20 protein-coding genes, 1 pseudogene and 1 other annotated feature are annotated in these 21,655 nt (G+C 44.1%); of the genes and pseudogenes, 9 read left to right on the top strand and 12 right to left on the bottom strand.

Translation table 11 applies throughout. The annotated features are described in order from the left end of the window. From JMX97_RS07035 to JMX97_RS14010, 3 genes are all read left to right on the top strand, one after another. The coding region (locus JMX97_RS07035; protein WP_201556423.1) for a transposase at positions 1-326 on the top strand (326 nt) is incomplete at its 5' end. Between the two features lie 278 nt (positions 327-604). Beyond that, entirely contained in the window at positions 605-1,075 is a 471-nt protein-coding gene (locus tag JMX97_RS07030) for a glutathione S-transferase family protein (protein ID WP_201556422.1), read from the top strand. Further along, positions 1,076-1,327, top strand: a complete 252-nt coding sequence (locus tag JMX97_RS14010; protein WP_201556437.1) for a glutathione S-transferase family protein — start codon at positions 1,076-1,078, stop codon at positions 1,325-1,327. 89 nt (positions 1,328-1,416) lie between these two features. Here the strand turns inward: JMX97_RS14010 and JMX97_RS07020 are convergent, their stop codons facing one another. After that, positions 1,417-2,448 (bottom strand): D-cysteine desulfhydrase family protein, encoded by a 1,032-nt coding sequence (locus JMX97_RS07020; protein ID WP_201556421.1) that lies wholly within the window; start codon positions 2,446-2,448, stop codon positions 1,417-1,419. A gap of 190 nt (positions 2,449-2,638) precedes the next feature. On the opposite strand from JMX97_RS07020, the gene JMX97_RS07015 reads away from it, so the two are divergent. Continuing rightward, positions 2,639-3,923 (top strand): IS3 family transposase gene (locus tag JMX97_RS07015; RefSeq protein ID WP_201556420.1). Its coding sequence is split into 2 segments (ribosomal slippage): positions 2,639-2,941 and positions 2,943-3,923, totalling 1,284 coding nucleotides; the frame shifts between segments, so codons are not numbered across the junction. After that, positions 2,914-3,032, top strand: a sequence feature (AL1L pseudoknot). It overlaps the preceding gene by 119 nt. 31 nt (positions 3,924-3,954) lie before the next feature. Here the strand turns inward: JMX97_RS07015 and JMX97_RS07010 are convergent. Both JMX97_RS07010 and JMX97_RS07005 read right to left on the bottom strand, forming a co-directional pair. Continuing rightward, positions 3,955-4,089: pseudogene (locus tag JMX97_RS07010) on the bottom strand (helix-turn-helix domain-containing protein); the annotation flags it as partial. Between the two features lie 2 nt (positions 4,090-4,091). Further along, positions 4,092-5,258 (bottom strand): TauD/TfdA family dioxygenase, encoded by a 1,167-nt coding sequence (locus JMX97_RS07005; RefSeq protein ID WP_201556419.1) that lies wholly within the window; start codon positions 5,256-5,258, stop codon positions 4,092-4,094. Between the two features lie 105 nt (positions 5,259-5,363). Here JMX97_RS07005 and JMX97_RS07000 point away from each other — a divergent pair, with 105 nt between their 5' ends. Then, positions 5,364-6,278: a LysR substrate-binding domain-containing protein gene (locus JMX97_RS07000; protein WP_201556418.1), complete on the top strand. Its 915-nt coding sequence runs from the start codon at positions 5,364-5,366 to the stop codon at positions 6,276-6,278. 53 nt (positions 6,279-6,331) lie between these two features. Here JMX97_RS07000 and JMX97_RS06995 read toward each other — a convergent pair whose 3' ends face one another. Both JMX97_RS06995 and JMX97_RS06990 read right to left on the bottom strand, forming a co-directional pair. Further along, complete coding sequence (locus JMX97_RS06995) at positions 6,332-7,204, bottom strand: alpha/beta fold hydrolase (protein ID WP_201556417.1); 873 nt, start codon at positions 7,202-7,204, stop codon at positions 6,332-6,334. A 21-nt stretch (positions 7,205-7,225) separates the two neighbouring features. Next, complete coding sequence (locus JMX97_RS06990; protein WP_201556416.1) at positions 7,226-7,993, bottom strand: class II aldolase/adducin family protein; 768 nt, start codon at positions 7,991-7,993, stop codon at positions 7,226-7,228. 711 nt (positions 7,994-8,704) lie between these two features. Here JMX97_RS06990 and JMX97_RS06985 point away from each other — a divergent pair. The 4 genes from JMX97_RS06985 to JMX97_RS06970 are packed head-to-tail and all read left to right on the top strand — an operon-like array spanning position 8,705 to position 10,834. Further along, positions 8,705-9,304, top strand: a complete 600-nt coding sequence (locus tag JMX97_RS06985) for a hypothetical protein (RefSeq protein WP_201556415.1) — start codon at positions 8,705-8,707, stop codon at positions 9,302-9,304. Positions 9,305-9,337: 33 nt separating this feature from the next. Beyond that, on the top strand, positions 9,338-9,658 hold the full coding sequence (locus tag JMX97_RS06980; protein WP_201556414.1) for an IS630 transposase-related protein: 321 nt from the start codon (positions 9,338-9,340) through the stop codon (positions 9,656-9,658). Continuing rightward, positions 9,612-10,175 (top strand): IS630 family transposase, encoded by a 564-nt coding sequence (locus JMX97_RS06975; RefSeq protein WP_201556413.1) that lies wholly within the window; start codon positions 9,612-9,614, stop codon positions 10,173-10,175. The genes JMX97_RS06980 and JMX97_RS06975 overlap by 47 nt, the downstream gene beginning before the upstream one ends. Then, positions 10,154-10,834, top strand: a complete 681-nt coding sequence (locus tag JMX97_RS06970) for a hypothetical protein (protein ID WP_201556412.1) — start codon at positions 10,154-10,156, stop codon at positions 10,832-10,834. The genes JMX97_RS06975 and JMX97_RS06970 overlap by 22 nt, the downstream gene beginning before the upstream one ends. A gap of 17 nt (positions 10,835-10,851) precedes the next feature. Here the strand turns inward: JMX97_RS06970 and JMX97_RS06965 are convergent, their stop codons facing one another. From JMX97_RS06965 to epmB, 7 genes are all read right to left on the bottom strand, one after another. Next, on the bottom strand, positions 10,852-13,209 hold the full coding sequence (locus JMX97_RS06965; RefSeq protein WP_227671487.1) for a transglutaminaseTgpA domain-containing protein: 2,358 nt from the start codon (positions 13,207-13,209) through the stop codon (positions 10,852-10,854). Continuing rightward, complete coding sequence (locus tag JMX97_RS06960; protein ID WP_201556411.1) at positions 13,206-14,255, bottom strand: DUF58 domain-containing protein; 1,050 nt, start codon at positions 14,253-14,255, stop codon at positions 13,206-13,208. Before JMX97_RS06960 ends, JMX97_RS06965 begins: the two co-directional genes overlap by 4 nt. 17 nt (positions 14,256-14,272) lie before the next feature. Next, positions 14,273-15,322 (bottom strand): AAA family ATPase, encoded by a 1,050-nt coding sequence (locus JMX97_RS06955; RefSeq protein ID WP_227671488.1) that lies wholly within the window; start codon positions 15,320-15,322, stop codon positions 14,273-14,275. 47 nt (positions 15,323-15,369) lie between these two features. Continuing rightward, positions 15,370-15,954 (bottom strand): c-type cytochrome, encoded by a 585-nt coding sequence (locus JMX97_RS06950; protein ID WP_201556410.1) that lies wholly within the window; start codon positions 15,952-15,954, stop codon positions 15,370-15,372. A 200-nt stretch (positions 15,955-16,154) separates the two neighbouring features. Next, entirely contained in the window at positions 16,155-18,248 is a 2,094-nt protein-coding gene (locus JMX97_RS06945; protein WP_201556409.1) for an EAL domain-containing protein, read from the bottom strand. A gap of 211 nt (positions 18,249-18,459) precedes the next feature. Beyond that, a complete protein-coding gene (locus JMX97_RS06940; RefSeq protein WP_201556408.1) occupies positions 18,460-20,361 on the bottom strand; it encodes a hypothetical protein in 1,902 nt (633 codons plus the stop codon). A gap of 188 nt (positions 20,362-20,549) precedes the next feature. Continuing rightward, positions 20,550-21,557, bottom strand: a complete 1,008-nt coding sequence (gene epmB, locus JMX97_RS06935) for an EF-P beta-lysylation protein EpmB (protein WP_201556407.1) — start codon at positions 21,555-21,557, stop codon at positions 20,550-20,552. Positions 21,558-21,655: the final 98 nt, after the last annotated feature.

Genomic DNA, 21,655 nt, shown 5'->3' with positions numbered 1-21,655 from the left:
GGGTCGTGGTGAGTACTCACCGCACGGATTGGGTCGTCACCAACGATACCACTCAAGCTAATCGTAATGACGTACAACAGGTGTGCGCCATACGCTGGAAGATTGAGCAGTTTCATAGAGAGATTAAACAGTTAACAGGCATAGAGTCTAATCAGTGTCGCAAAGCACGTATTCAACGCAATCATATTTGTTGTTCTATATTGGTTTGGGTATGCTTGACCCGTATTGCTAAGCAAACAAAGAAAACGGTATATCAGTTAAAACATGGCTTACTTGATAACTACCTCTGCGAGCAGTTGCGCTCGCCTGAACTGATAGTTGCGTAAGTCCTAATAATACATCTGCTCGTGAGCTTGTCATGTGGTTGTCAGATAGGTTGCGGTGATGTTCTTTAAATAGACAACCGCTCCGCTAAAAAATCAATCAAGAGTCTAACTCTTTGAGGCAGATGACGACTGTGCGGATACAGTGCTGATATAGAGGTAAGTTGTTGAGAGTATTCGCTGAGCGATACCTGTAAAGACCCTTTTTCAACATGTATTAATTTAAGGTTAATACTTCGTATTCCCTGAAGCTTTACCATCATCCTCTATCGGTCTGTTAGATGAAAGTTCGTCTGGCACTTGAAGAGAAAGGTTTGGATTGGTCTGGACAGGTCATCGATATTGTAGGCGTACAAGAACAGCTTGAACCTTGGTATGTAGAATTAAACCCCAAAGGCGTCATACCCACGCTTGAGGTCCAAAACGATACTACAGAGATCGTTACTGATTCAGCCAGTATCATTCGCTTTATCGCCTCCTTACCTGAAGGACGATCACTGTTGCCAACCAACAATAATAATATCGAATTAATGGAAAAACTCATTGATCTGGCTGATGAGGTTGATCTACAGATTCTCAGTTATGCACGCCACCCGTCTATGGAAAACTCTGGCAAGATTCTAGATACCCGCATTGAGAAATCATTGCTACTCGCTGAACAATACCCTGAGCTTAAGAGTAGTTATCTTGTTTGTACGGACAGATCTAAAAAAAGCAAAACGTTCAGAGTAAATGCCAAACATATCAAATAGATTGAGCAAAATGCTTTTGAGGCGCTCACCTTTGCTGAAAAGCAATTAGACAGCAATACGTTCCTGCTTGGCGATAGCTATTCTTTAACTGACGTTATATGGACGGTGGTACTTTCAAGGCTTGATTTACTGGGCTTTTCTGACTGGATCAACGGTAATGATTCTCCACTTTTGGCAAGTTATTACCAACGTGCTCAAAACCGTGAAAGCTTTACTGTCGCTCAGATTCAAAATAAGTGGTGGGATAAATGACATTTGAAGGGTGTTCTTGTCTAAGAATTATGGTCTAGACATTGCTCTTTGGGTCGGCTAATCGCGATTAGCCGACCTCTTTGGTGTCGTTAGACAGACTGACTACCGCTTTGAGCCACTTCTAAATCATTGGAGTAAGCGAATAAAGCGGGAGCACCGCCGGTATGCCAAAATAAAACACTGTCCGTTTTTTTAATTTTTCCAGTACGAATCATATCCAGCAGCCCGCCCATCGCACGTCCCGTATAAACAGGATCTAATAATATACCCTCAGTTTGTGCAGTCATTGCAATGGCTTTATTTTCTAACGAACCAATCACCCCATAACCTTCTCCAATATAATCAGAGTTAAGCACTAAATCGGTAGCTGAAAAGCGATGCGTTTCACCCATCAATTTTGCCGTACTATTAGCAAGGGAGACAATATACTGATCAAAAGGTACTTTATCCGTTTCACCTTTATCAATATTGATACCCACTATTTGATAAGGTGAGTTAAAAATTTTATTGCCGAGCATTAAGCCCGCTTGTGTCCCGCCAGAGCTAGAGGCAAAAACGATATGGGTGAATGATACATTTATGTTTTGACGTTGAGATTCTAGCTCTTTAAAGGCTTCTACAAAGGCGAAAGCCCCCAGCTCGCTTGAGCCGCCATAAGGGACAACATAGGGGTTTCTCCCTTCTTCTTTGAGTTGTGCAACAATATTAGGAATATCTTCCCCTTTACGGTTGCTGCCTGCCCAATGAATATGACAGCCAAAAATTTTATCTAGCAAAAGATTGCCTTGTACATGTTCTGGTTCTTGTCCGCCCAAAACCAGATGGCATTCAAGTCCCAAACTGGCCGCTGCTGCTGCTGTCTGGCGACAATGGTTTGACTGCGCGGCACCTGCTGTAACAATAGTGTCAGCACCTTGAGCAAGTGCATCTCCAATAATAAATTCAAGCTTTCTGGTTTTGTTACCGCCTAATGCCAGTCCTGTATTGTCATCTCGTTTCATATAAATTTTAGGACCATCAAGTGTTTTGCTTAGTCTAGTCAGCTCAATTAACGGCGTTGGGAAAAACCCTAAAGGTTGTCGATGCATGTTCGGCAGGTTTAGCATAGATTCATTTTGCATAATTCATCCACTCTCAGATAAGGTAATTTATAGATACCTCTGAATAATATCAGACCATAACAACGATTTAATTTATATGGACATTATATAATTATAAGCTATAAATGTGAATTACCCCGTCTTAGCGGGCTATTACATTTTGAACCGCCCCGTGATTGTCGGAGACCTAACAATCTGAGAGAATACGACAATGAAAACACGAAACTACACTCCTGAGATTAAAGAACGCGCCGTTCGCATGCTGATTGAAGCAGCAAGCGACTATCCTTCTACCTGGTCAGCCATCCAAGCCATTGCCCCTAAGATTGGCTGCACGCCTGAAACCCTGCGATCATGGCATAAAAAGCACATAGAGCAGACCATTCCTGCCTCGGTGCAAGCTCAAAGCCAAGAGCAACGTATTAAGGAGCTTGAACGTGAGAACAGAGAACTCAAGCAAGCTAATGAGATCATACGTAAAGCAGCTGCTTTTTTCGCCCAGGATTACGCTTCCGCCGTCCACCCAAGTGATGATTCAATTCATTGACGATAACAATCATCTTTATGGGGTCGAGCCAATTTGTAGAGTATTACCGATTGCCCCATCAACTTATTATCGTGCTAAAGACTTGGAGAGTTGTCCTGAAAAGCGCTCCTTGCGTCAGCAGCATGACGACTATTATATCAGCGAGATTAAACGTATTTGGCAGGACAGCAAATGTCGCTATGGTGCGCGTAAAGTCTGGCAACAGCTTAAAAAGGACGGGTTAAAGGTTGCTCGCTGTACCGTAGAGCGGTTAATGAGGCAGCATGGCCTACAAGGCGTTTGGCGCGGCAAGGGTAAAATAACAACCAACAGCCGTGATGACCAGCTACGCGCTGATGACTTGGTCAATCGTAACTTTAGCGCTCATCGTCCTAATCAGCTATGGGTTGCTGACTTCACCTATATCAAGACGACTAGCGGCTGGGTATATACCGCTTTTATCATTGATGTGTTTGCTCGCGCTATCGTTGGCTGGAAGGTATCTAATCGTATGAATACTGATATGGTGATGGCGGCTTTAAATCAAGCGATAGCAGATAGGAATAATCCTAAGGATGTCATTCATCATAGCGATAGAGGGGTTCAGTACTTATCTATTCGCTATACGGATAAAATGAGTGACTCTGGTGTTATTGCTTCTGTCGGCACAACTGGTGATTCCTATGACAATGCATTGGCTGAAACGGTGAATGGGCTTTATAAGTCTGAGGTGATTGAATATTTAAAAGAGCAATGGCATGGCGTTAATGATGTTGAACTGGCCACTCTTGAGTGGGTGGCACTTCGAGCACAGCTCTCGTCTTGCAAAGCTAAATCGATAATTAATCGATTTTTAACGCTTCTCAGGTTCAATAAAACCCGTTTGCATAGCACGATTGGTTATGTGTCACCTTTTGAGTTTGAAAAGCGGTATTATGATAGTTTAACCCTCTCAGACATCGCTGCCTGACTCAAGTAAATCTGCCTCCGATATAATCGGGGCGGTTCACTGTTTCAAAATCTATTCTTGAGGTTTGTTGATTATAAATCTTATGCATCGTTGACTTACTTATACCTGTCGCCCTAACTGCATCGTTCCACACACTTATTATCCGGATCAGATGGCTGGATAGTATTTCTAAGTCAGTTGCTTGCCCAGTATTCTCAAACGACTTTTGAATTCTGAGCGGTCAACATAGCACCCTCTAAGACGACGTTCGCCAACATTTTCATCAAATGCGTTACGGCCGTGCAATACCCTTCGGTTGTCAAATACCACCATTTGACCAGCAGTCAACTTTAGCTCAATTTTATAGCGAGTATCTTTTAGCCGTCCCATAAGCTCACGATAAGCGATGTAGTAGTCGTACATAACCTCGCCAGGCAGATCAAAGATATCCGCAATATGAGCGTTGTATTTTATTTCAACAATATTGCCAAAGTTGTCTAGATTAATTACTCGGTGGTGTTTACGAATATCATGGGCCTGGTCGTGAAAACGGAATGGAATCGCATACTCAGCAAGCAACCGGAAATACTCAGGCTGATCTTCTCGCAGCCCTTCCAGTACTTTTAGACCATCCACAAAAGTAGATTCACCACCCACACTCTCATTACTCAAGAAGTGTAAGAACTGATATCCTGGAGGTAACTCTTGATTTGGCAGGTCAGTATGTAATGGCAATGAGAGAGACGTGTAAGCCACATTAATCGGTGATTTTTCTGATACCACATCAAAAGTCATTCCAAAATTAGTCTGACGCAGATAATCGATTCGTTTTGCCGTTTGTACAACGGCTTCAGTATCGTCCGGCATACCGTTAATAATGGTTAGCCCATATTTATCCAGAGCGCTCATCCACTCATATAGAGCGCTGTCACTGGTCATGATGTCCTGCTGACTATACATTGGAATCCGGTCAATAAATTCGCAGCCCCAACTTTGATAACTACTGCTATGATCTTTGGCCAATTCACCAGAATAACAGAACTCACGCAACCAGCTTTGCTCAAAGCAGCTGATATGTTGTTGTTCAGACCACTCGATAGTGAGCGTCCCTGCATCAAAAGAGACTGATAACGGATGGATGTCTTTCGAGATGCTCAGCAGATCAAAGCTGCGCTCGCCTGTCTGTGGATGAAAGGCTGATGGGCAGTTGTCACGCAGCCAAATGTAATGATAGGCCGTATCGATGCCATCACTCCAGCGTACTTGAATGGCGCGGTCAATTAGCTCAACCGATTCTATATGAAAATCGGTTACTGCTGAGACATCCGAAGATGGTTTTGATTGAGTTGTTTTCATTTAAGCGAACCTTGCATATACATGGCGTAAAAATCTACTCCATGATATATTTCTAAGATTACTTATTCAAACAATGAATTATGACCCACTTGATAAGCAACGCTAATGAATAAACGCGCTGATCTTCCCCCATTAAACTGGCTAAAAACATTTGAAGCAGCAGCAAGACTACTCAATTTTAGTGCTGCAGGGAGAGAGTTGTATCTTACTCAGTCTGCGGTGAGCCAACAGATACGGCTTTTAGAGCACCACTTGGGTGAGCCGTTGTTTGTTCGAGAACATCGCACCGTATATTTAACCAATAGTGGCATGGCCTATTTGCCCGTTGTACAGAGTGCAATCAGCAACTTGCAACGTCATACTTCTGATATCTTCTCCCCACTGGGTAAAGGTCGTCTGGTGATTGAAGTAAACATCGCCTTTTCAATAATGTGGCTCTCCCCTAGACTAAGCCGTTTTTGCGCGCAGTATCCCGGACTTAAATTACAGCTGGTCCATGCCAACTGGGACAATGAGTTTAATCGCAGTCCGGCTGATATCACCATAATACATGGCAACGGTGACTGGTCTGGCATGCAGCTACATCCGTTATTTACACCCGAACTGACACCTTACTGCGCACCCAAACTTGCTCATCAGCTAAGTGACCCTAGTGACCTATTATGCCTACCGCTTCTAGAAGTTTTAGGTAACCGTCAGGGCTGGCAAGGTTGGTTTCAACAAGCTGCTATTGACACGGCTAATGCCGATATTCTCTATCATAAGATTGATAATCTGGCAGCAGGAATGTCGATGGTTGCATCGGGACTGGGGGTTTTTCTGAGCTATCCGGATTTCTTTACGGATCAATCAGACAGCCAAGAACTATTGGCACCTTTTGATATATGTCTCAAAACAGAAGAGAACTATTATTTGGCCTATCCAAAAGGAATGCCTCTGTCTAAGTCTGCAACCGTCTTTAAGGAATGGGTATTGAGTGAATTGGGATTACACTCTGCCATAAAACAACCTCCGATATAGTCGGTACGGTTCAAAGACTGGTACTTTAAGTCTTTGCTGTTATATTTTATCGTTTAGCCAATACTATTCCTAAACTGCAGATAAGCAGCTGTAATAGCGGTCGCATCTTCTATTTGCGGGTAATGGCCTAACTCGGGCATTACGGTAATATTGGCATTAGGGATCAATTTACGATAATTATCGATCATATGCTGGCCCGAGATGGGATCTTTGGCGCCGGCAATCAGCTTAACGGGTACCGTGCTGTTAATAATCGCACCCACCCAGCGTTCACGGTACTGCTTACGTTGGGGGATGTAGTTAATCAATTTGTGCATCACTGCCAAACCATTATTATGAGTTAGCAGTTGCCATAGAGCGTCGATGACTTCAGGGGTTGGCGGTGTCGTGGGCCCAAATATTCGTTGTAAATTAGTCGCAAACTTCTGCTTATTAATGAGTTTTGATACTAGAGGCCCTAACGGCGACAATAACAATTTTTGTACCAGTACGGGTTTGTGAGTTTCAGGAAATAAACCACCATTTAAATAACAGACACTGGCAATGTGCATATCACTACTACCATCTACTTGTCTCGCCAGTAATTCTTGAGCAACCGTGTCACCATAATCGTGAGCCAAAATATGATAATCACTGATACCAAGTTTATGTAAAAAATCCTGACAAATATCTGCTTGTTGACTGATTAAATAGCGTGCGTTCTGAGGTTTGTCAGACAAGCCAAACCCCAGCATATCGAGGGTAATTACGTAATAATGTTGCGTGAGCTCATCCCACATACCTTCCCAATCCCAACTGGCGCTAGGAAACCCATGAATTAACAATAATACTGGCGCATTTTTATCCCCCGCCTGACGAGTAAAAATTTGCTGACCGTTGATGGACTCGAATTGTCCCTGCTGTTGCCATTCACTCAAGGTTTTCATAACTGGCGTATCCTAACTGGGTTATTCCTCAAATGAGGGATCGGTTCGGCGCAATTTTCTTAATAAGGCAGGCCAAGCAATATCACCATTTGCGCCTTTGGTCACTTCATCTGACGCGGCTTGAATACCCGCTAATATTTGTGCTGGTATGGGCGTCAATTCATTGCCACCACTTTGCGCTTTGATTTGGATCTCGCATGCTTTTTGCATGATATACATATACAAAAATGCATCCGCGATGCTGCTAGCACAGGTGAGTAAGCCATGATTGCGTAAAATCATAAAGTGGGCATTGCCCAAGTCAGCGACTAAACGCACTTTTTCTTCAGGGTTTAATGCGATCCCTTCGTAGTCGTGGTACGCCAAGTTAGATAACGGAAATAACGATTGCTGAGATATAGGCAGTAAGCCTTGCTTCTGAGTAGACACAGCGACACCATCGCTGGTATGTAAATGGAGCACACAATGGGCATCGCTACGAGCGTTATGCACGGCGCTATGAATGGTAAATCCCGCCGGATTAACGTCATATTCTGATGGCGACACCTTTTCACCCGCTTGATTCACTTTAACTAAGTTAGAGGCAGTAATCTCTTCAAACAACAAACCATAAGGGTTAATTAAAAATTCATCCTCAGTATCTGGCACTCGTGCAGAGATATGAGTGAATACTAAATCATCCCAACCATATGAGGCAATCAGTCGATAACAAGCGGCAAGATTTACTCTCATCTCCCACTCTTGTTCGGTTACATTATGTTGTACGCTCGGTACTGAATCGCTTTGCATTGTGTTATCCCTAACTATTTTAGATATTGTGATTTAGATACTATGAATATACCATTCAAATCAGCTTAATAGAACTAAGTCTACCAAAAACATGACACTTATGGATATTAATCATTATTTAAACACTGACCCCTGGTTTACTCACTTACCGCCCAATGTGCAAACACTATTGGCAGACGAGGCTATGCTAAAAAAATATCAAAAGGGCCAAATGATTCATGCTATCGGTGACGACCCTATAGCGTCAACCTCGCTAACCATAATAATGTATCGCTTGCACTCGGCTTCCTGGTATGGATATTGTTGTGGATTGACTATATAAAAATTTTGGTCACTGTATTTAGTCTATTTCTACATGAATATAGGTAGCGTATCATATGGTGACGTCCTAAATTATGCGGTGATTAATTAAGTTATTTACCGCATGTGATGCATAGATTAAGTGACCTAAACCATGCCAATCGTTGAAGACGTTCAGTTGCGAAGGCGAAAGCTAAATGCTAAGACAGACAGATCGATTGATCAAACAGAGTGCTATAGTAGGTATACTTTAAAACAGATAAAGTATGGCTGATGAATAATAAGCAGGTGTCTAATACATCGTATTAACCCGTCCATTACCTGAAACAGCGCCTTAGATACAATCTCTCACTAGATAAAAAGACTCAAACCATCCTTAATTAAGTATCAGTAAATAGGGAATAAATAGTAATGACCGACTTAATAATCAAAAACGCACGCCTAATGAACCGTAAAGAATTGGTTAATATCAGTATAAAAGATGCTTATATTATAGGTATTGACGATGTAGCTAACAGCCAAAATAATGACGACACTGCAAATAAAACAGTTTATGACGCAAAGGAAAACTTCGTCTGTGCTGGTTTTTATGAGAGTCATATCCATCTTGATAAAGCCTGCATACTAGACCGCTGTAGCGTAGAGCAAGGTGACTTGCAAGAGGCCGTTGAGGAGACCGGTAAGGCCAAAAAAGAGTTTACCGAAGAGGACGTCTTTGCGCGCGCATCAAAGCTCATCGAGATGGCGATTAAAAAAGGCACCGTCGGTCTGCGCACTTTCGTAGAAACTGACCCGAAGACTGAATTACGTAGCTTTGAGGCGATTAAAAGAGCGCGTGACAAATATGCATTTGCTATTGATATAGAGATTTGTGCCTTTGCTCAGTCAGGCTTGACTAACGATTTGCACACCCAAAATCTAATCCCACAAGCATTGTCACAAGGTGCTGATTTAATAGGCGGTTGCCCGTATAAAGACGATAATCCAGATAGACATATTGAGATGATATAGTAAAAGAAACAAGAATCCGCTACAGTGTATAACATGGCATACTCAAAAGACTACCGACAGATGATACTGAGCAAGCTTGAAGAAGGCTATAGCATTCGACAACTCGCAGAAGAGTGTCAAATCAGCACCAACACGATCCAGCGTTGGAAGAAATTTCCTGAGCGTAAGACACGTAAATTCACCCCTAAGAAGATAGATAGCGATTTACTTAGAGCCGATGTAGCCGCTTATCCTGATGATTATCAGCATGAGCGAGCCCGTCGTTTTAACTGCACTCAAAGAGGCATAGGCATCGCCTTAAAACGGAGTGGCATCACTCAAAAAAAAGACTTTAACTCATCCAAAAGCGGATGATGAGAAACGTTTTATCTTCCTTGAGCAATTAGAGCAGTTTGAGCTTGACGATAGACCCATCATTTATCTTGATGAAAGTGGCTTTAAGTCTCACGATAACAGACCACAGGGTTACTCTACTAAAGGAAAAAAATGCTTTGGTCAATACAACTGGCAGCTTAAAAATCAAACCAATGCTATAGGCGCTATTCACAACAATAAGCTGTTCTCCGTTGGACTCTATGACTGTAGTGTCAACAGTGATGTCTTCCACAGTTGGGTTGAACAACTGCTGCTACCAAACCTACCCAAAAATAGCGTGATCGTGATGGATAACGCGACCTTTCACAAACGGCAAGATACTACTGAGCTCATAGAAGGTGAAGGTCACACTATCTTATGGTTATCACCGTATAGTCCTGACTTAAATCCCATTGAGCAGATGTGGGCTTGGGTTAAACAAAAACGTAAGGAGTGGCGGCTAGATTGTATTGATACCCTATTCTTTTATTTCTTATGGCTGTGTGGCGATTTATAAATTCTACTACTATATTTGACATCGCCGAGCAGTTCGACGTCAATGTTGATTTTCATCTCGATTTCGATTTAGATCCAGAAGGCTCAAGTATTCCAAAAGTGGTAGAAGAAACCATCAAACGTAACTATCAAGGCCGCGTATCTATCGGACATGTGACCAAACTGTCTGCTATGGAAAAAATGCAGCGCGGAGAAATGGCAGGTTTATTAAAGCTGGCAGATATCTCGTTAATTGTGTTACCAGCGACTGAGCTCTATATAAATGCGCGTGACTATGACGCCTTAATACCTAGAGGCACAGTCAATGCCAACGAGTTGTCAGAGATGGGCATTAATACCACTATTTCTAGCAATAATATCATGAACGCCTTTACGTCTTACGGTGATGCCTCATTAATTAGAATGGCAAATATGTATGCCAATGTCGCGCAACTGTCGAAAGATGATGAAATAGCCGATGTATTTGACATGATCAGTAAAAATGCGGCTAAGTTGCTGTCACACCAAGCTGAGATAGTAGTGGGCGCACTGGCTACTTTAGTAGTGCTAGAGGCGAAGGACGCAATAGAATCAATTAGAACCGCAGCGCAAGCAGTAGCGGGTTTTAAAAATGGCAAACAGACGTTCTGCAATCAGGCCGCTCATGTTTGCTTTGAGTAGGCTTATTTAATACAGACTTACAATAACGTCTGCACATTTTTTTTAAGCTGCTGTAGCGCTTGTTGATACTTACGGTCATTGGTCTTAAGCGTGCTTATACGTCCATAACGCAGCTGGCGGTAGTCTTGTTTAATCTTATCAATACTTTGTTGGGCAGACTCTGTATTGCCTTTATCTAACATAGTAGTGTCGCGTTTACTGTCTTTACCCGCTTCACTCTTTAAATCAGCTGAATTTAGAGTCGCCGAGTTTAGAGAGACTGATAAACGTTCAAGCCAAGCCAACTGCCCTTCGTTATCATGACGGCTTAACGACTTTTCACGTTTGCCAAGACGTTTAGATAACCGAACTAAGGGTAGATCTGCTGGATGCCAACGCTTACGTCGGCGCTGCCAAATCATAAGCGCCAAAATACTCATCACGGTAATAGCGCTGCCCGCCAGCCAAACGATTTGCTGCATGACTGAGCTAATATTAAGCCACTTTAACAGCGCGCTAGCTTGTTTGTCCTGATCATAACCGACGATGTCTTTTTGCCAATAATAGCTGGCTTGATCCGATAAGCGGCGCAAGGTTTGCAGCATTTGATACTGCTGATAGCTGATTTGTGCACTAGCACCGTCGCCGAACATGGCCGCACCTTGCGTCTGAGTCAGCGCATCCATCCCCTGCTCAACCCGTTCAGGCGCAACAAAAGCAGTCGGATCAACACGTACCCATCCTTGTCCATCGAGCCACACCTCAGTCCACGCGTGGGCATCCATTTGCCGCACTTCCCACACGTTACCGCCACGACTCAGCTCACCGCCTTGATAACCAGCAACCACTCGCGCCGGAATACCGGCAGCTCGTAGCATAAAGGTAAAGCTTGACGAATAATGCTCACAAAACCCTGCTTTGGTAACGAATAAAAACTCATCGATACGGTTAGTGTTGAGTCTAGGTGGTGATAGTGTGTAACGGAACTCAGTCTGATTGATCCAGCGTTCAATCGCCTGCATATAGCGTACTGGATCTGAGCCTGACTGCGCAAACAGCTGCTTGGCAAGCGTGCGAGCATGCGGATTACCTTTGCTTGGTAGCGCCAGATTAATACGCCGAGAAGCCGCATCAAGGGTAGGGTCAATACGCATAGGCGCAAAACGCAATACCTCATAGCGTAGCTGCTGGGTAACGGGCTGATTTTTGAGTAAAGTAAAGTTGGAGGTAAGACTAATATCTTGCTGCTGCGTAAAAGGATAATCAAGACCAAATAACCAGCGCTGCTGAGTCGGCTCTAAGATGACTTCATAGCTAATAGGATCAAGCCTCACTTCATCAGGCACGGTAGCTAGGGAGCGCTCTACCCATTGGGGCCTTTGCTGTTCAGAATTCCATTGCTGCTGTTGCTCACGATTAGGTCGCCATGTCACCCCATCAAAGTCACTAAATACCAAGCCGCGCCAGTAAAGTTGTTCTTGTGGTGGCCGGTTGTTCTCAAACTCGACGCGAAAAGCAAGCGCAGTTGATTGACTTAGATTGGCAAAGTCGCCAGGTGACATGCTATCAGAAACGCCGGTCGTTGCTTGCTGTCCTGATAGCTGCACTGACCACAAAGGTGGAAGACGTGGAAAGAATAAAAACAGCACCACCAATAATGGTAAAGCTCCAATTCCCAACACACCTAAGGTGCGCAAGCGTCCATCACCGCGGATATTGCCGTCATCATTGAGCGCAATAAATGCCAATAAGATAACGACTGCTCCCACAATTACTTCTAAAGTGGTAAGCAATCCTTGATCCATCAAAAACAGCGCAGCAAGCACAAACAACGATAAATTTAACACCACATAGGCATCACGGCGCTTGTACAATTCCCACAGCTTACTGATAAGACATAGCACTAAGAATGCCACACCCATATCGAGCCCAAATGCAGTGTTATAGGTCAGCCATAAACCTACCAGCCCTAATAAAAACCCGAGCATTTGCATGCCTTGATACAGCCGCTTAATATGACGAACTTGCTTGAATTTAGCTTTGATACGAGGCAATTGCGCGATAATGCTGACTAGCGCAAACCCCATTAGCCAGAGTGGTAAATGAGCCGCATGAGGCAGAATGACGATAACTTGTGTGATCAGCACCCAATAATAGGCCGGTAGTGCCAATAACTTGTTATACCATTTTGATTGAACTGCCGACTTGCCTGCCGAGTTATCTATGACGCCATCTAATGTCGAAGTATCTGACATTGAATGGTCTATAGCTTTATCAATACCAGCTCGCTGACCTAGCGCCAATTTCTCAAAAGATGGCTCACAAAAGACGTTGGTTGTAGAAGAGGGTTGTTTTGAGAAGGCTGGTTTAGAGCGTTTAGAAGGTTTTATGGTCATGGTGTTTTTGCCAGCCTTAGTAAACATGCTTGTGCAAACGTTTCACCTTGACCAATAGTTGCGGCCGATTGTGCTTCATTAGGCAGTTGCATTTGAAAAGGCACGCCAAGCTGACCGAGAGTACGTACGCCATAAGCCAATTGTGCCAGTTTTTGTTCGTGATGCGCCGCTGGCATATCTGCATAATCTAAGGTTTGTTCATGACCCACAGGGTCGGCAAAATGCTTGGTAAACATACCCTGACCCCGTGCGACATGAGCCCAAGAGACACGCGCCAGCGACTCGCCTTCAATGTAATTATCAAGACGTTCAAAGTCGTCTTGACCTTGAGTATACTGGCCGCCTGTTGGCAAATCCTCGGTACTGGCTGCTAAATACTGCGCCTGCCATTCAAAGGATTCTGGTTTGGGATAGACCCAAGCCGTACGGGCAAAATAAACATATGACCATGCACGCATGATGCCTAGCGGATAAACCGTCTTAATTTGCAGCCGTGGCAGCTCAAGCTGACCACGATGATTGGTAGGCACAGACAGACGAATAACTTGCTCTTCCTGCAAGCGCGGTAGCAACACTGGTCTATTATCATTATCGCTCAACTTACTGTCATCTTGTCTATGTTTGGTGTGCTGAGACAAGGTTTTATCAACACCCTGCTCAAAACTAAAAGCCAGCTGTCGTCGGGGCTGTCGACTTTCACTGCGCAGCTGTAGCGTTACCCAAATGGGTTCACCTACCTCTGCCAGCGTGACTTCAAGCAAACGCACTTGTAGTCCAGAGATATGCGCAAAGGTTACGTGAAAGCTTATCAGCCAGACACTCACTAAGTAAAAGCACAATCCCAGCACCAAATTATTGCCATAGTTGATGCCAGCAATAAAGGTAATCACTAATAGCAAAGCAAAGAGCATGCCTTCGCGGCTAAAAAAGATATAAACATTACGCAAGTTAAGGGTAGCGCTGTCGCTTTTTGGGGCACGCTTGGCAAACCAACGGGCTAGCGCAGCTGTTAGGGGTTGGGTTAAATTGCGTGGTAAAATCTTCATGACCACCTTATCTATGCTTAAACAATAACCGACACTTCTGCCATAATTCGCTGAGCGATCGTCTGCGGTGCTTGTCCACCGGCCACATGCGCCGGAACAAACCGTTGTCCCAACCGATGATCAGTAACCGCTGCAAATACTGCTTGAATATCCTCAGGTGTTACCTCTGAATGCCCTGATACATAGGCATAAGCTTGTGCTGCGCGCTGTAGCGACAATACGCCGCGCGGTGACAGACCGTGATACTCTTGACTTGCACGCGTTTTTGCGACCAGCCGCTGTAAATAATCCAACACCACATCCGCTACATACACCTGCTGTACACCTTGCTGCGCTAACATTACTGCTTCAGTATCAAGCACCGCATCTAAGATTTTTAGTAGCTCACGGCGATCTTGTCCTTGTAGTAGCGCACGCTCCGCAGCAGGCGATGGATAGCCTAGTGACAAACACAATAAAAAACGATCCAGCTGTGATTCAGGGAGTGGATAAACGCCCGCTTGCTGCAATGGATTTTGGGTGGCTATTACAAAAAATGGCTGCGGTAAGCGGTATGATTGACCATCTTGGGTGACTTGCCGCTCCTCCATCGCTTCTAATAAAGCACTTTGAGTCTTGGGGCTGGAGCGGTTAATCTCATCAGCGAGTAACAGCTGAGTAAATATAGGGCCTTTACGAAACTCAAAACTGAGCGTGGCTTGATTGTAGATACTCATACCCAAAATATCTGCGGGTAGCATATCATTGGTGAATTGTACTCTGCTAAACGTTAGCCCTAATAGCTGAGCCAACCCCTGCGCTAAGGTAGTTTTGCCCATACCGGGCAGATCTTGTAGTAACAGATGCCCACCTGCCAAGATGCCGCTGAGCGCCAACTTTATCACTTGCGGTTTATCCAAAACAATCTGATTTAACTGGGCTAACAATTGCGCAATTTGCTGTTGATTGCGACCATAATCATCTGTGATTGGCAAAGCTTGGTCTTTTGCAGCGACAGATAGATTATTTGTTGACGTGGAGGCATTAATGGAATCGTCAAAAGATTGGGATTGAGAGTGGCGCATCATAAACTACCGGTTGGTTTGATTATTATGAGAGTTAATTAAAAGTAAGTTTATTGAAAATCTGCCGCCGGTTTTTGTGACGGATCTGTTGACACCTCGATTGGCTCATTGCTCATCTGCGTGTGCTCGGTATTGTCACTTGTATCAGTGCCTTTGTTAGCATCGACAGCTACTGGATAGCCTTCGGCATCAAGAGCCGGAATTGCTGCGCGCAATGTGGACAAATAAGCGATAACATCGGCACGTTCGCTGGCATCTGGCATTGGATCGGCTAACATCTTTGAGTCAGTCATTGCCTTTTCGGCATCGGCAATATAAGGGTCAAGGGTTTCGGCATCCCATACCCAACCTGATGTTGCTAATCCTTCGCTATAGTCGTAATCAGCTAAACTTGCTGCCGACGCACCATATATATTCATCAGTTGCGGGCCTTTTTTATTGCTTCCTGGATTCAACTGATGACACTGTCCGCAGGCATCCGTAAAAATCAGCTTTCCATTAGCAGCGTCACCTTCGGTATATAACGGTAAGGTCACAGGATCTCGGTAATCAGGCGGCATACGCTCACCGCAAGCAGTGAGCAATAAGACAGCGGCAAAGACACCGCTCAGTTGATATTTACTGCAGATAGACATGATTTTTAATCTTTAGTTGAGAGGGTTTTGGCTATGTATAAGCCTACATAGACCATGATTTATGAACAGTCAGGCGTAGCTAATCATGGGAAGTCGTCAGGAAAAAATGGCTTGCTCACAGTTAGATAGCGCACAAAGCACACGCTATTTAAACACTAAATTATTGAGTGCCACCTTGTTGAGTGTGATCTTGTTAAGCGCTACGTTTCTTGAGATACCTGCATGGTTTTGCTAGGTTCTTCCAGATAAAAGCCTTGTAGGTATCGCGCCCCAACACTCCATGCTACTGACATAGTCGCTGCATCCTCGATATAAGGCATCAACACATCAATTCCAAGCTCTTTAGTACGTACAACCAATGACTTGACGGTATCTAAGTTATCCGCAGACTCAATGTCTTCTACATAGCTTTGCGCTAAGCGTATCATATCAGGCTGCACAAAGTCGGCAATCTCAATAGACTTGGCAGATGAGCCGAAGTTATGAATGCCAAGCTGGCAGTTGACTTGGCTAAGCGCTGCAAACTGAGACTTGGCTACGGTTAAATGATTGACGATATCTGTTTCATTAAATTGTAGTGTTAACGAGCCAGGTGCACCGCCAACTGCATTAATCAATTGGCTGGCAACGTTCGGTAGTTTTTTATCAATAAGCGAGGCACTGGTCAACTGCACCAACAGGCGTGCCTCAGGATGAGACTTGCGGACATCGTTAATCTTCTTACAGGCGTTAATCAGTACCCAGCGATCTATTTTTTCACGCAGTTGATGGGTTTTGGCGACCGCCATAAATTGATTGGGGGTTAACACCGTATTTTCGGCATCTGCCAATGGCAAACGCAGGTATACCTCAAAAAAGTCACTACGGTCATTATTGATGTCGTACATAGGCTGAAATAACAGCTCAAAGCGATTATTAGCAATAGCATCAACCAAAGACTCAGCGAGCGCGCTATCATCGCTGTTGGCATGCTCACTAGGGTCATATAAATGATAAGTACCCCCATGATTAGCCGTCTCAACCATAATATGAGTGATGGCATCCATAGCGCGCTCAAGCAGTATTTTTGGCTCAGCTGTATTCTGCTCGATCTTCACAATACCGATACTAACCGTAGTGTTGGTAGTACGCTTATCTACTTCAATCAGCATCTCACTTATACGCTCACCTATACGTTCGGCGAGCCCTTTGAGCGCTGTGGTTGGCATATTTTCTACTAATATAGTAAATGCCGTATCGCTAAAGCGGCTGACATGACCATCCGGCACCATCTCATCGAGTACATGAGCGACCTGCTGGATGGTGGTATCTACCCCTTGCAAACCCAAACTGCTTCTAATTTTGCCAATATTATCCAGCTGAAGGTACAACAGTCCCGCTGTGAGTACGCCCTTTGTTGCCTGCTGATGTATGGCGGCAAACTGCTCTTCAAAACCGTGGCGGTTATTAAGCCCCGTCAAGCTGTCTTTACGCTCCGCTGCTGCCAAACGTTTGGCAAGCTCAGCGCTATTATTACTGTTTGGTTGAATAATAATCTGGGTAACGGGTTCACCCTCTAAGGTCGCTACCGCTAACTGTAGTTTGGCTTCAAAGGTGTTGCCATCCGCACGTAGACTTTCAAAATTAAACTCGACTTGGTCACGGTTGCCCTTGTCAAACTGACGTAAAAACTGCTTAAAGCCTTTAACGTTATCACCGCCTGCGATCAAATCAATGATAGGTATGCCAATGACGTCATTCATGGAATCAAAGCCAAACAACTTAAGATAAGGGTCGTTAGCAAAGATATGAATACCTTGATCAATATAAGCGACGGCGCTTTTGGAGTTTTTAATTAAGATATTGGCGCGTTGCTCCGCCTCAGACAGGACATAACGTAAGGTCTTAAGTTGGCGGCGGCTACGTAAGTTATCATGTTGTAAACAAATAGCCATCACCACTGACGTTTCTTCATCTACCAATAGCGCTTTGACCATCGTGCCACTGATAACAGCAGGTAGCCCTTCCTCATTATGATCGGTAGCGGTTGCTTCCTTACTCATCAGGCAAATCATGGGTAAATCAATACTTTGCTCTTGGACAATACCCACCACATCAGTAAATTCCATGTCATACGCTTGCCCAAATACCAAAACATCCCACGGTTGCCGTAGCGATTTTAGCAGCTCATCTTTGTCATCTAAGAAGCCTAAATTAACTTTATCATAATAAGCACCCAATAACTGTACCAAGCGCTCAGCATACAGCTGGTCATCATCGATAACCAATAGATTCAGGACGGAATGGGTACGCATAGGAAGCCTTTTAACTTTATGGTCGTATTTTTATTGCTTGCTTCCAAGCCACATGAGACTGAAATACAAGCACAAACTATTATAAGCGATAAGTTAGAGGGCTGCTCATTTACTTACAAACACAATTGGTTAACCTTATTCTTTATTTACACTTCTTACTTATATTCTTTAATTAAGGCCTTATTATTTCCTGCCGATATGAGCTTAGCGACTAAAGTCGCACTATTTCATATTGGCTGAAGCCCTCAGTACTGAGCAAACTACGCTGCAAGCGCAAAGGCTGTTGTTTGTCACCCAGACGCATTATTACTCTATCATTACTACGAAAGTGATAAGCAGGTAAGAGTAAACTGCTAGTAGTTTGTAGTTGCTCATCATCGCCGACCAGCAACGCCGGCACGAAGTGTTGACTGCGCGTCGTGCTTCTATCATCTAAGCGCAATGCACAGGCTGTTAACTCATGACCCAATACTTGCCATTCCACCTTTGAAGTCTGATTATCAATGCTTTGGCTACTGGAGTTTTGACTATCAAGACCTTGATCATAGACAGCTTGCTGGTCAGTTTTTTGAGTATCAAGAGTAAGCCAACGTACTATTCCTATTGACCAACTGGGTGTGGTCGTACTGTTCTTATTAATATCAGTCTCAGGACGACATAACAAAAACAGGCTCATGGTTCGTAATAACGGCAGTGCGGTAGGACTAGGGTTATCGGCACTCGCAATAGCTGCCATTTGTTGGTCAGCATCCGTCATTAAATTCGTCGACTGTGCTATCGATTGTAATGAAGGCTTATCTTTGGTAGCGACCGCTAAATTATCTGAGTCTGGCTTCGGTAGCAGTTGCAGCGTCCGAAAATGTGACAAGGCATCCTTGCTATCGAAGGTTTCAACTTCTAATGCTTTACTTAGAGCGTGTTTGTTTGGCACAGTATCATAACGAGGTTGCTGCTCAGGTGACAGCTCTTTAACAGCTATTAGGCTCAACAAGCTTTGCGAGCCTGCAACATGGTAATGAATGTCATTGAAACCAGTAATGACAGTCGCGCGTTGTTTGGTGCTATATTTTGTCGGCATCGTTAGTGGCGGTTGAATATAACGATACGTTATCGCCATCCATACCTTAGCCATCAGACAGCACACCACGGCCTCATTGTCATCAGCAGCCAAGACTTGCCCGCGCATTTTTAAATACGCTACTAAAGGTACGAGCTCTATAAATAAGCACTCATGCCGCTCGTCATAGGGGTTAATCGTAGAATGAGCGGTCAAATAAGCAGGTGAGTTCTCGCTATGTAAGTCAACAAAGACGCGCGTATCGGTTTGCGGCTCTGTGGTAGCCACCATATGGTCTGCCCACACAGGGAGTAAGCGCTGGGCCAGCAGCACACTAGAACGTTGCATGGCATAGACATTCAATAAATGGTGCAAGCATATCTGACAATATAGCTGATGGATATTATTAGCGTGGCGGGCTACCACTACTGAACTCAAATCTATATGAGCAATATGACGCTGGTAGGCAAGATAGTACAGCTGATTGAGCGTGAACCATAATGAGGGCGGTGGCTTTTGGTAGCAAATAGCCTTTTCGTTTAATAGCTTCTGGTAACTGAGTAGTGATTGATAAATCGCCACTGCTAAAGTAGACGGCGGCGGTTTTATGAAAGTGAAATAACGTTTCCAATGACCGATCGAAGGCTCGTACTTCCGTTGATAATCTAGGGACACACTATGACGGCGTACGATGCCGTCATAAACCAGAATACTTAAATAGTACAGCGACTTGACCTGAGCAATATCGCTCAATTGACTGTCGGTAAACGTTCCAGATTCATAGATATAACGCTTACGTAAAGTAGCAATTAATTGTTCCGATGCGGTCATTACGATATTGATTAACTTAAGGCGCAGCTTGTCATTTAGGTGAGCCACCGTCAACTCAGTAAGTACCTTTTCTATCTGATCCGCTTGCTCTGCTTCAGTCTGTAGTGGCAAGAGCGCTGCCCATTTGGACAGTTGCTGTTCTTGACCGTCGATATACCGATCTGGCGGCGGCGGTAGCGGAGCCTTAGAAGACAAATATTCTTGAAAAGTCGATAAAGTTATCATCACTATCCTTAGTGATTGCACAAGAGTAACGGCACAAGTCATCAATCGCTATACGAATACCTTGTGTCGATAGTAGCTGTTGACAACATATGTTAATAGCAGTTGACCTTATTAATGGCAACTGACCTATCAAAATCTTATTAGTGAACCTTTGTTACTATTAATCCTAGCTTATCATAATGCCTATTTTAAACGCCATTGTAAATGTCAATCGGCACCTTGAATGGTCTGTTTGGCAACTCTCTCACCAGTTTAGGTACCAAATATCCAGGTAATTCAGATAATAATTGCCAGTAAAGCTCGATAGCCGACCGCTCATCACTATCAAAATGGGCGGCACCGGCCACTTTATCTAAAATATGCAGATAATAAGGCAACACCCCAGCAGTAAATAAGCGCTGACTTAACGCCACTTGGGTAGCAACGCTGTCGTTGATATCTTTTAATAACACCGTTTGGTTCAATAAGGTGATGCCCGCTGCTCGAGCGCGCTGTAAGTATTCCAAGGTGAGGGTGTCGATTTCATTGGCGTGGTTACAATGAATCACCATCACAATATGACACCGACTTTGCGCCATTCTGTCTAATAGCGCGTCATCTAGCCGCGCTGGAATGACCACAGGCAAGCGTGTATGCAAGCGAATGGTGGTTAATTGCGGGATAGCGTCTAAGGTATCGAACCAAGCAAACAAACGCCGATTAGTAACGTTTAAAGGGTCGCCGCCACTTAAGATGACTTCATTAATCTCAGGATGTGCTGTGATGTAATCGATGATATCTGCTTGTGCAGAGGCAGTTGGCATATTGGCACTATAATCAAAATGCTGACGAAAACAGTACCGACAATGAATCGCACAAGCCCCCGTAATCGTTAACAACACTCTTGATTGATATTTATGAAGCAGCCCTTTAACCGGATTGTGCGCGTTCTCGTCGAGCGGATCATTAACATAGCCCGTTACCGTGATTTGTTCTTGTTGGTCTGGTAGTACCTGTTTTAATAAGGGATCATCGCTATCACCGATGGTCATCTTTGCCACAAAAGCGCGTGGGACTCGCAGCTCAAAATAAGCAGGTAGGTAAATTCTTGCTTTTAGCGATTCAAGCTCTAGGATGCTCAGTAGCTCATCAACTGAGGTAATAGCTTCGGATAATTGCGTTTGCCAGTTTTTTTGTGTGATTAAATGGTTTATCATGACAACCTACTACCTGTACCTAAAAGCCGACATTATACGCTGTTAGTGGGCATCCTACCAAAGCATAGGAGTCGATACTTAAACGCTTAGCATGACAG

Source organism: Psychrobacter sp. 72-O-c (assembly GCF_904846605.1).
Lineage (GTDB): Bacteria > Pseudomonadota > Gammaproteobacteria > Pseudomonadales > Moraxellaceae > Psychrobacter.
This window is presented reverse-complemented; position numbering and strand designations above follow the sequence as displayed.

Excerpts from the sequence above, each read along its gene's own strand:
- JMX97_RS07030 (WP_201556422.1), top strand. The coding sequence starts at position 605 with ATGAAAGTTCGTCTGGCACTTGAAGAGAAAGGTTTGGATTGGTCTGGA.
- JMX97_RS07020 (WP_201556421.1), bottom strand. The coding sequence starts at position 2,448 with ATGCAAAATGAATCTATGCTAAACCTGCCGAACATGCATCGACAACCT.
- JMX97_RS07005 (WP_201556419.1), bottom strand. The coding sequence starts at position 5,258 with ATGAAAACAACTCAATCAAAACCATCTTCGGATGTCTCAGCAGTAACC.
- JMX97_RS07000 (WP_201556418.1), top strand. The coding sequence starts at position 5,364 with ATGAATAAACGCGCTGATCTTCCCCCATTAAACTGGCTAAAAACATTT.
- JMX97_RS06995 (WP_201556417.1), bottom strand. The coding sequence starts at position 7,204 with ATGAAAACCTTGAGTGAATGGCAACAGCAGGGACAATTCGAGTCCATC.
- JMX97_RS06990 (WP_201556416.1), bottom strand. The coding sequence starts at position 7,993 with ATGCAAAGCGATTCAGTACCGAGCGTACAACATAATGTAACCGAACAA.
- JMX97_RS06985 (WP_201556415.1), top strand. The coding sequence starts at position 8,705 with ATGACCGACTTAATAATCAAAAACGCACGCCTAATGAACCGTAAAGAA.
- JMX97_RS06980 (WP_201556414.1), top strand. The coding sequence starts at position 9,338 with ATGGCATACTCAAAAGACTACCGACAGATGATACTGAGCAAGCTTGAA.
- JMX97_RS06970 (WP_201556412.1), top strand. The coding sequence starts at position 10,154 with ATGGCTGTGTGGCGATTTATAAATTCTACTACTATATTTGACATCGCC.
- JMX97_RS06965 (WP_227671487.1), bottom strand. The coding sequence starts at position 13,209 with ATGACCATAAAACCTTCTAAACGCTCTAAACCAGCCTTCTCAAAACAA.
- JMX97_RS06960 (WP_201556411.1), bottom strand. The coding sequence starts at position 14,255 with ATGAAGATTTTACCACGCAATTTAACCCAACCCCTAACAGCTGCGCTA.
- JMX97_RS06955 (WP_227671488.1), bottom strand. The coding sequence starts at position 15,322 with ATGATGCGCCACTCTCAATCCCAATCTTTTGACGATTCCATTAATGCC.
- JMX97_RS06950 (WP_201556410.1), bottom strand. The coding sequence starts at position 15,954 with ATGTCTATCTGCAGTAAATATCAACTGAGCGGTGTCTTTGCCGCTGTC.
- JMX97_RS06945 (WP_201556409.1), bottom strand. The coding sequence starts at position 18,248 with ATGCGTACCCATTCCGTCCTGAATCTATTGGTTATCGATGATGACCAG.
- JMX97_RS06940 (WP_201556408.1), bottom strand. The coding sequence starts at position 20,361 with ATGATAACTTTATCGACTTTTCAAGAATATTTGTCTTCTAAGGCTCCG.
- epmB (WP_201556407.1), bottom strand. The coding sequence starts at position 21,557 with ATGATAAACCATTTAATCACACAAAAAAACTGGCAAACGCAATTATCC.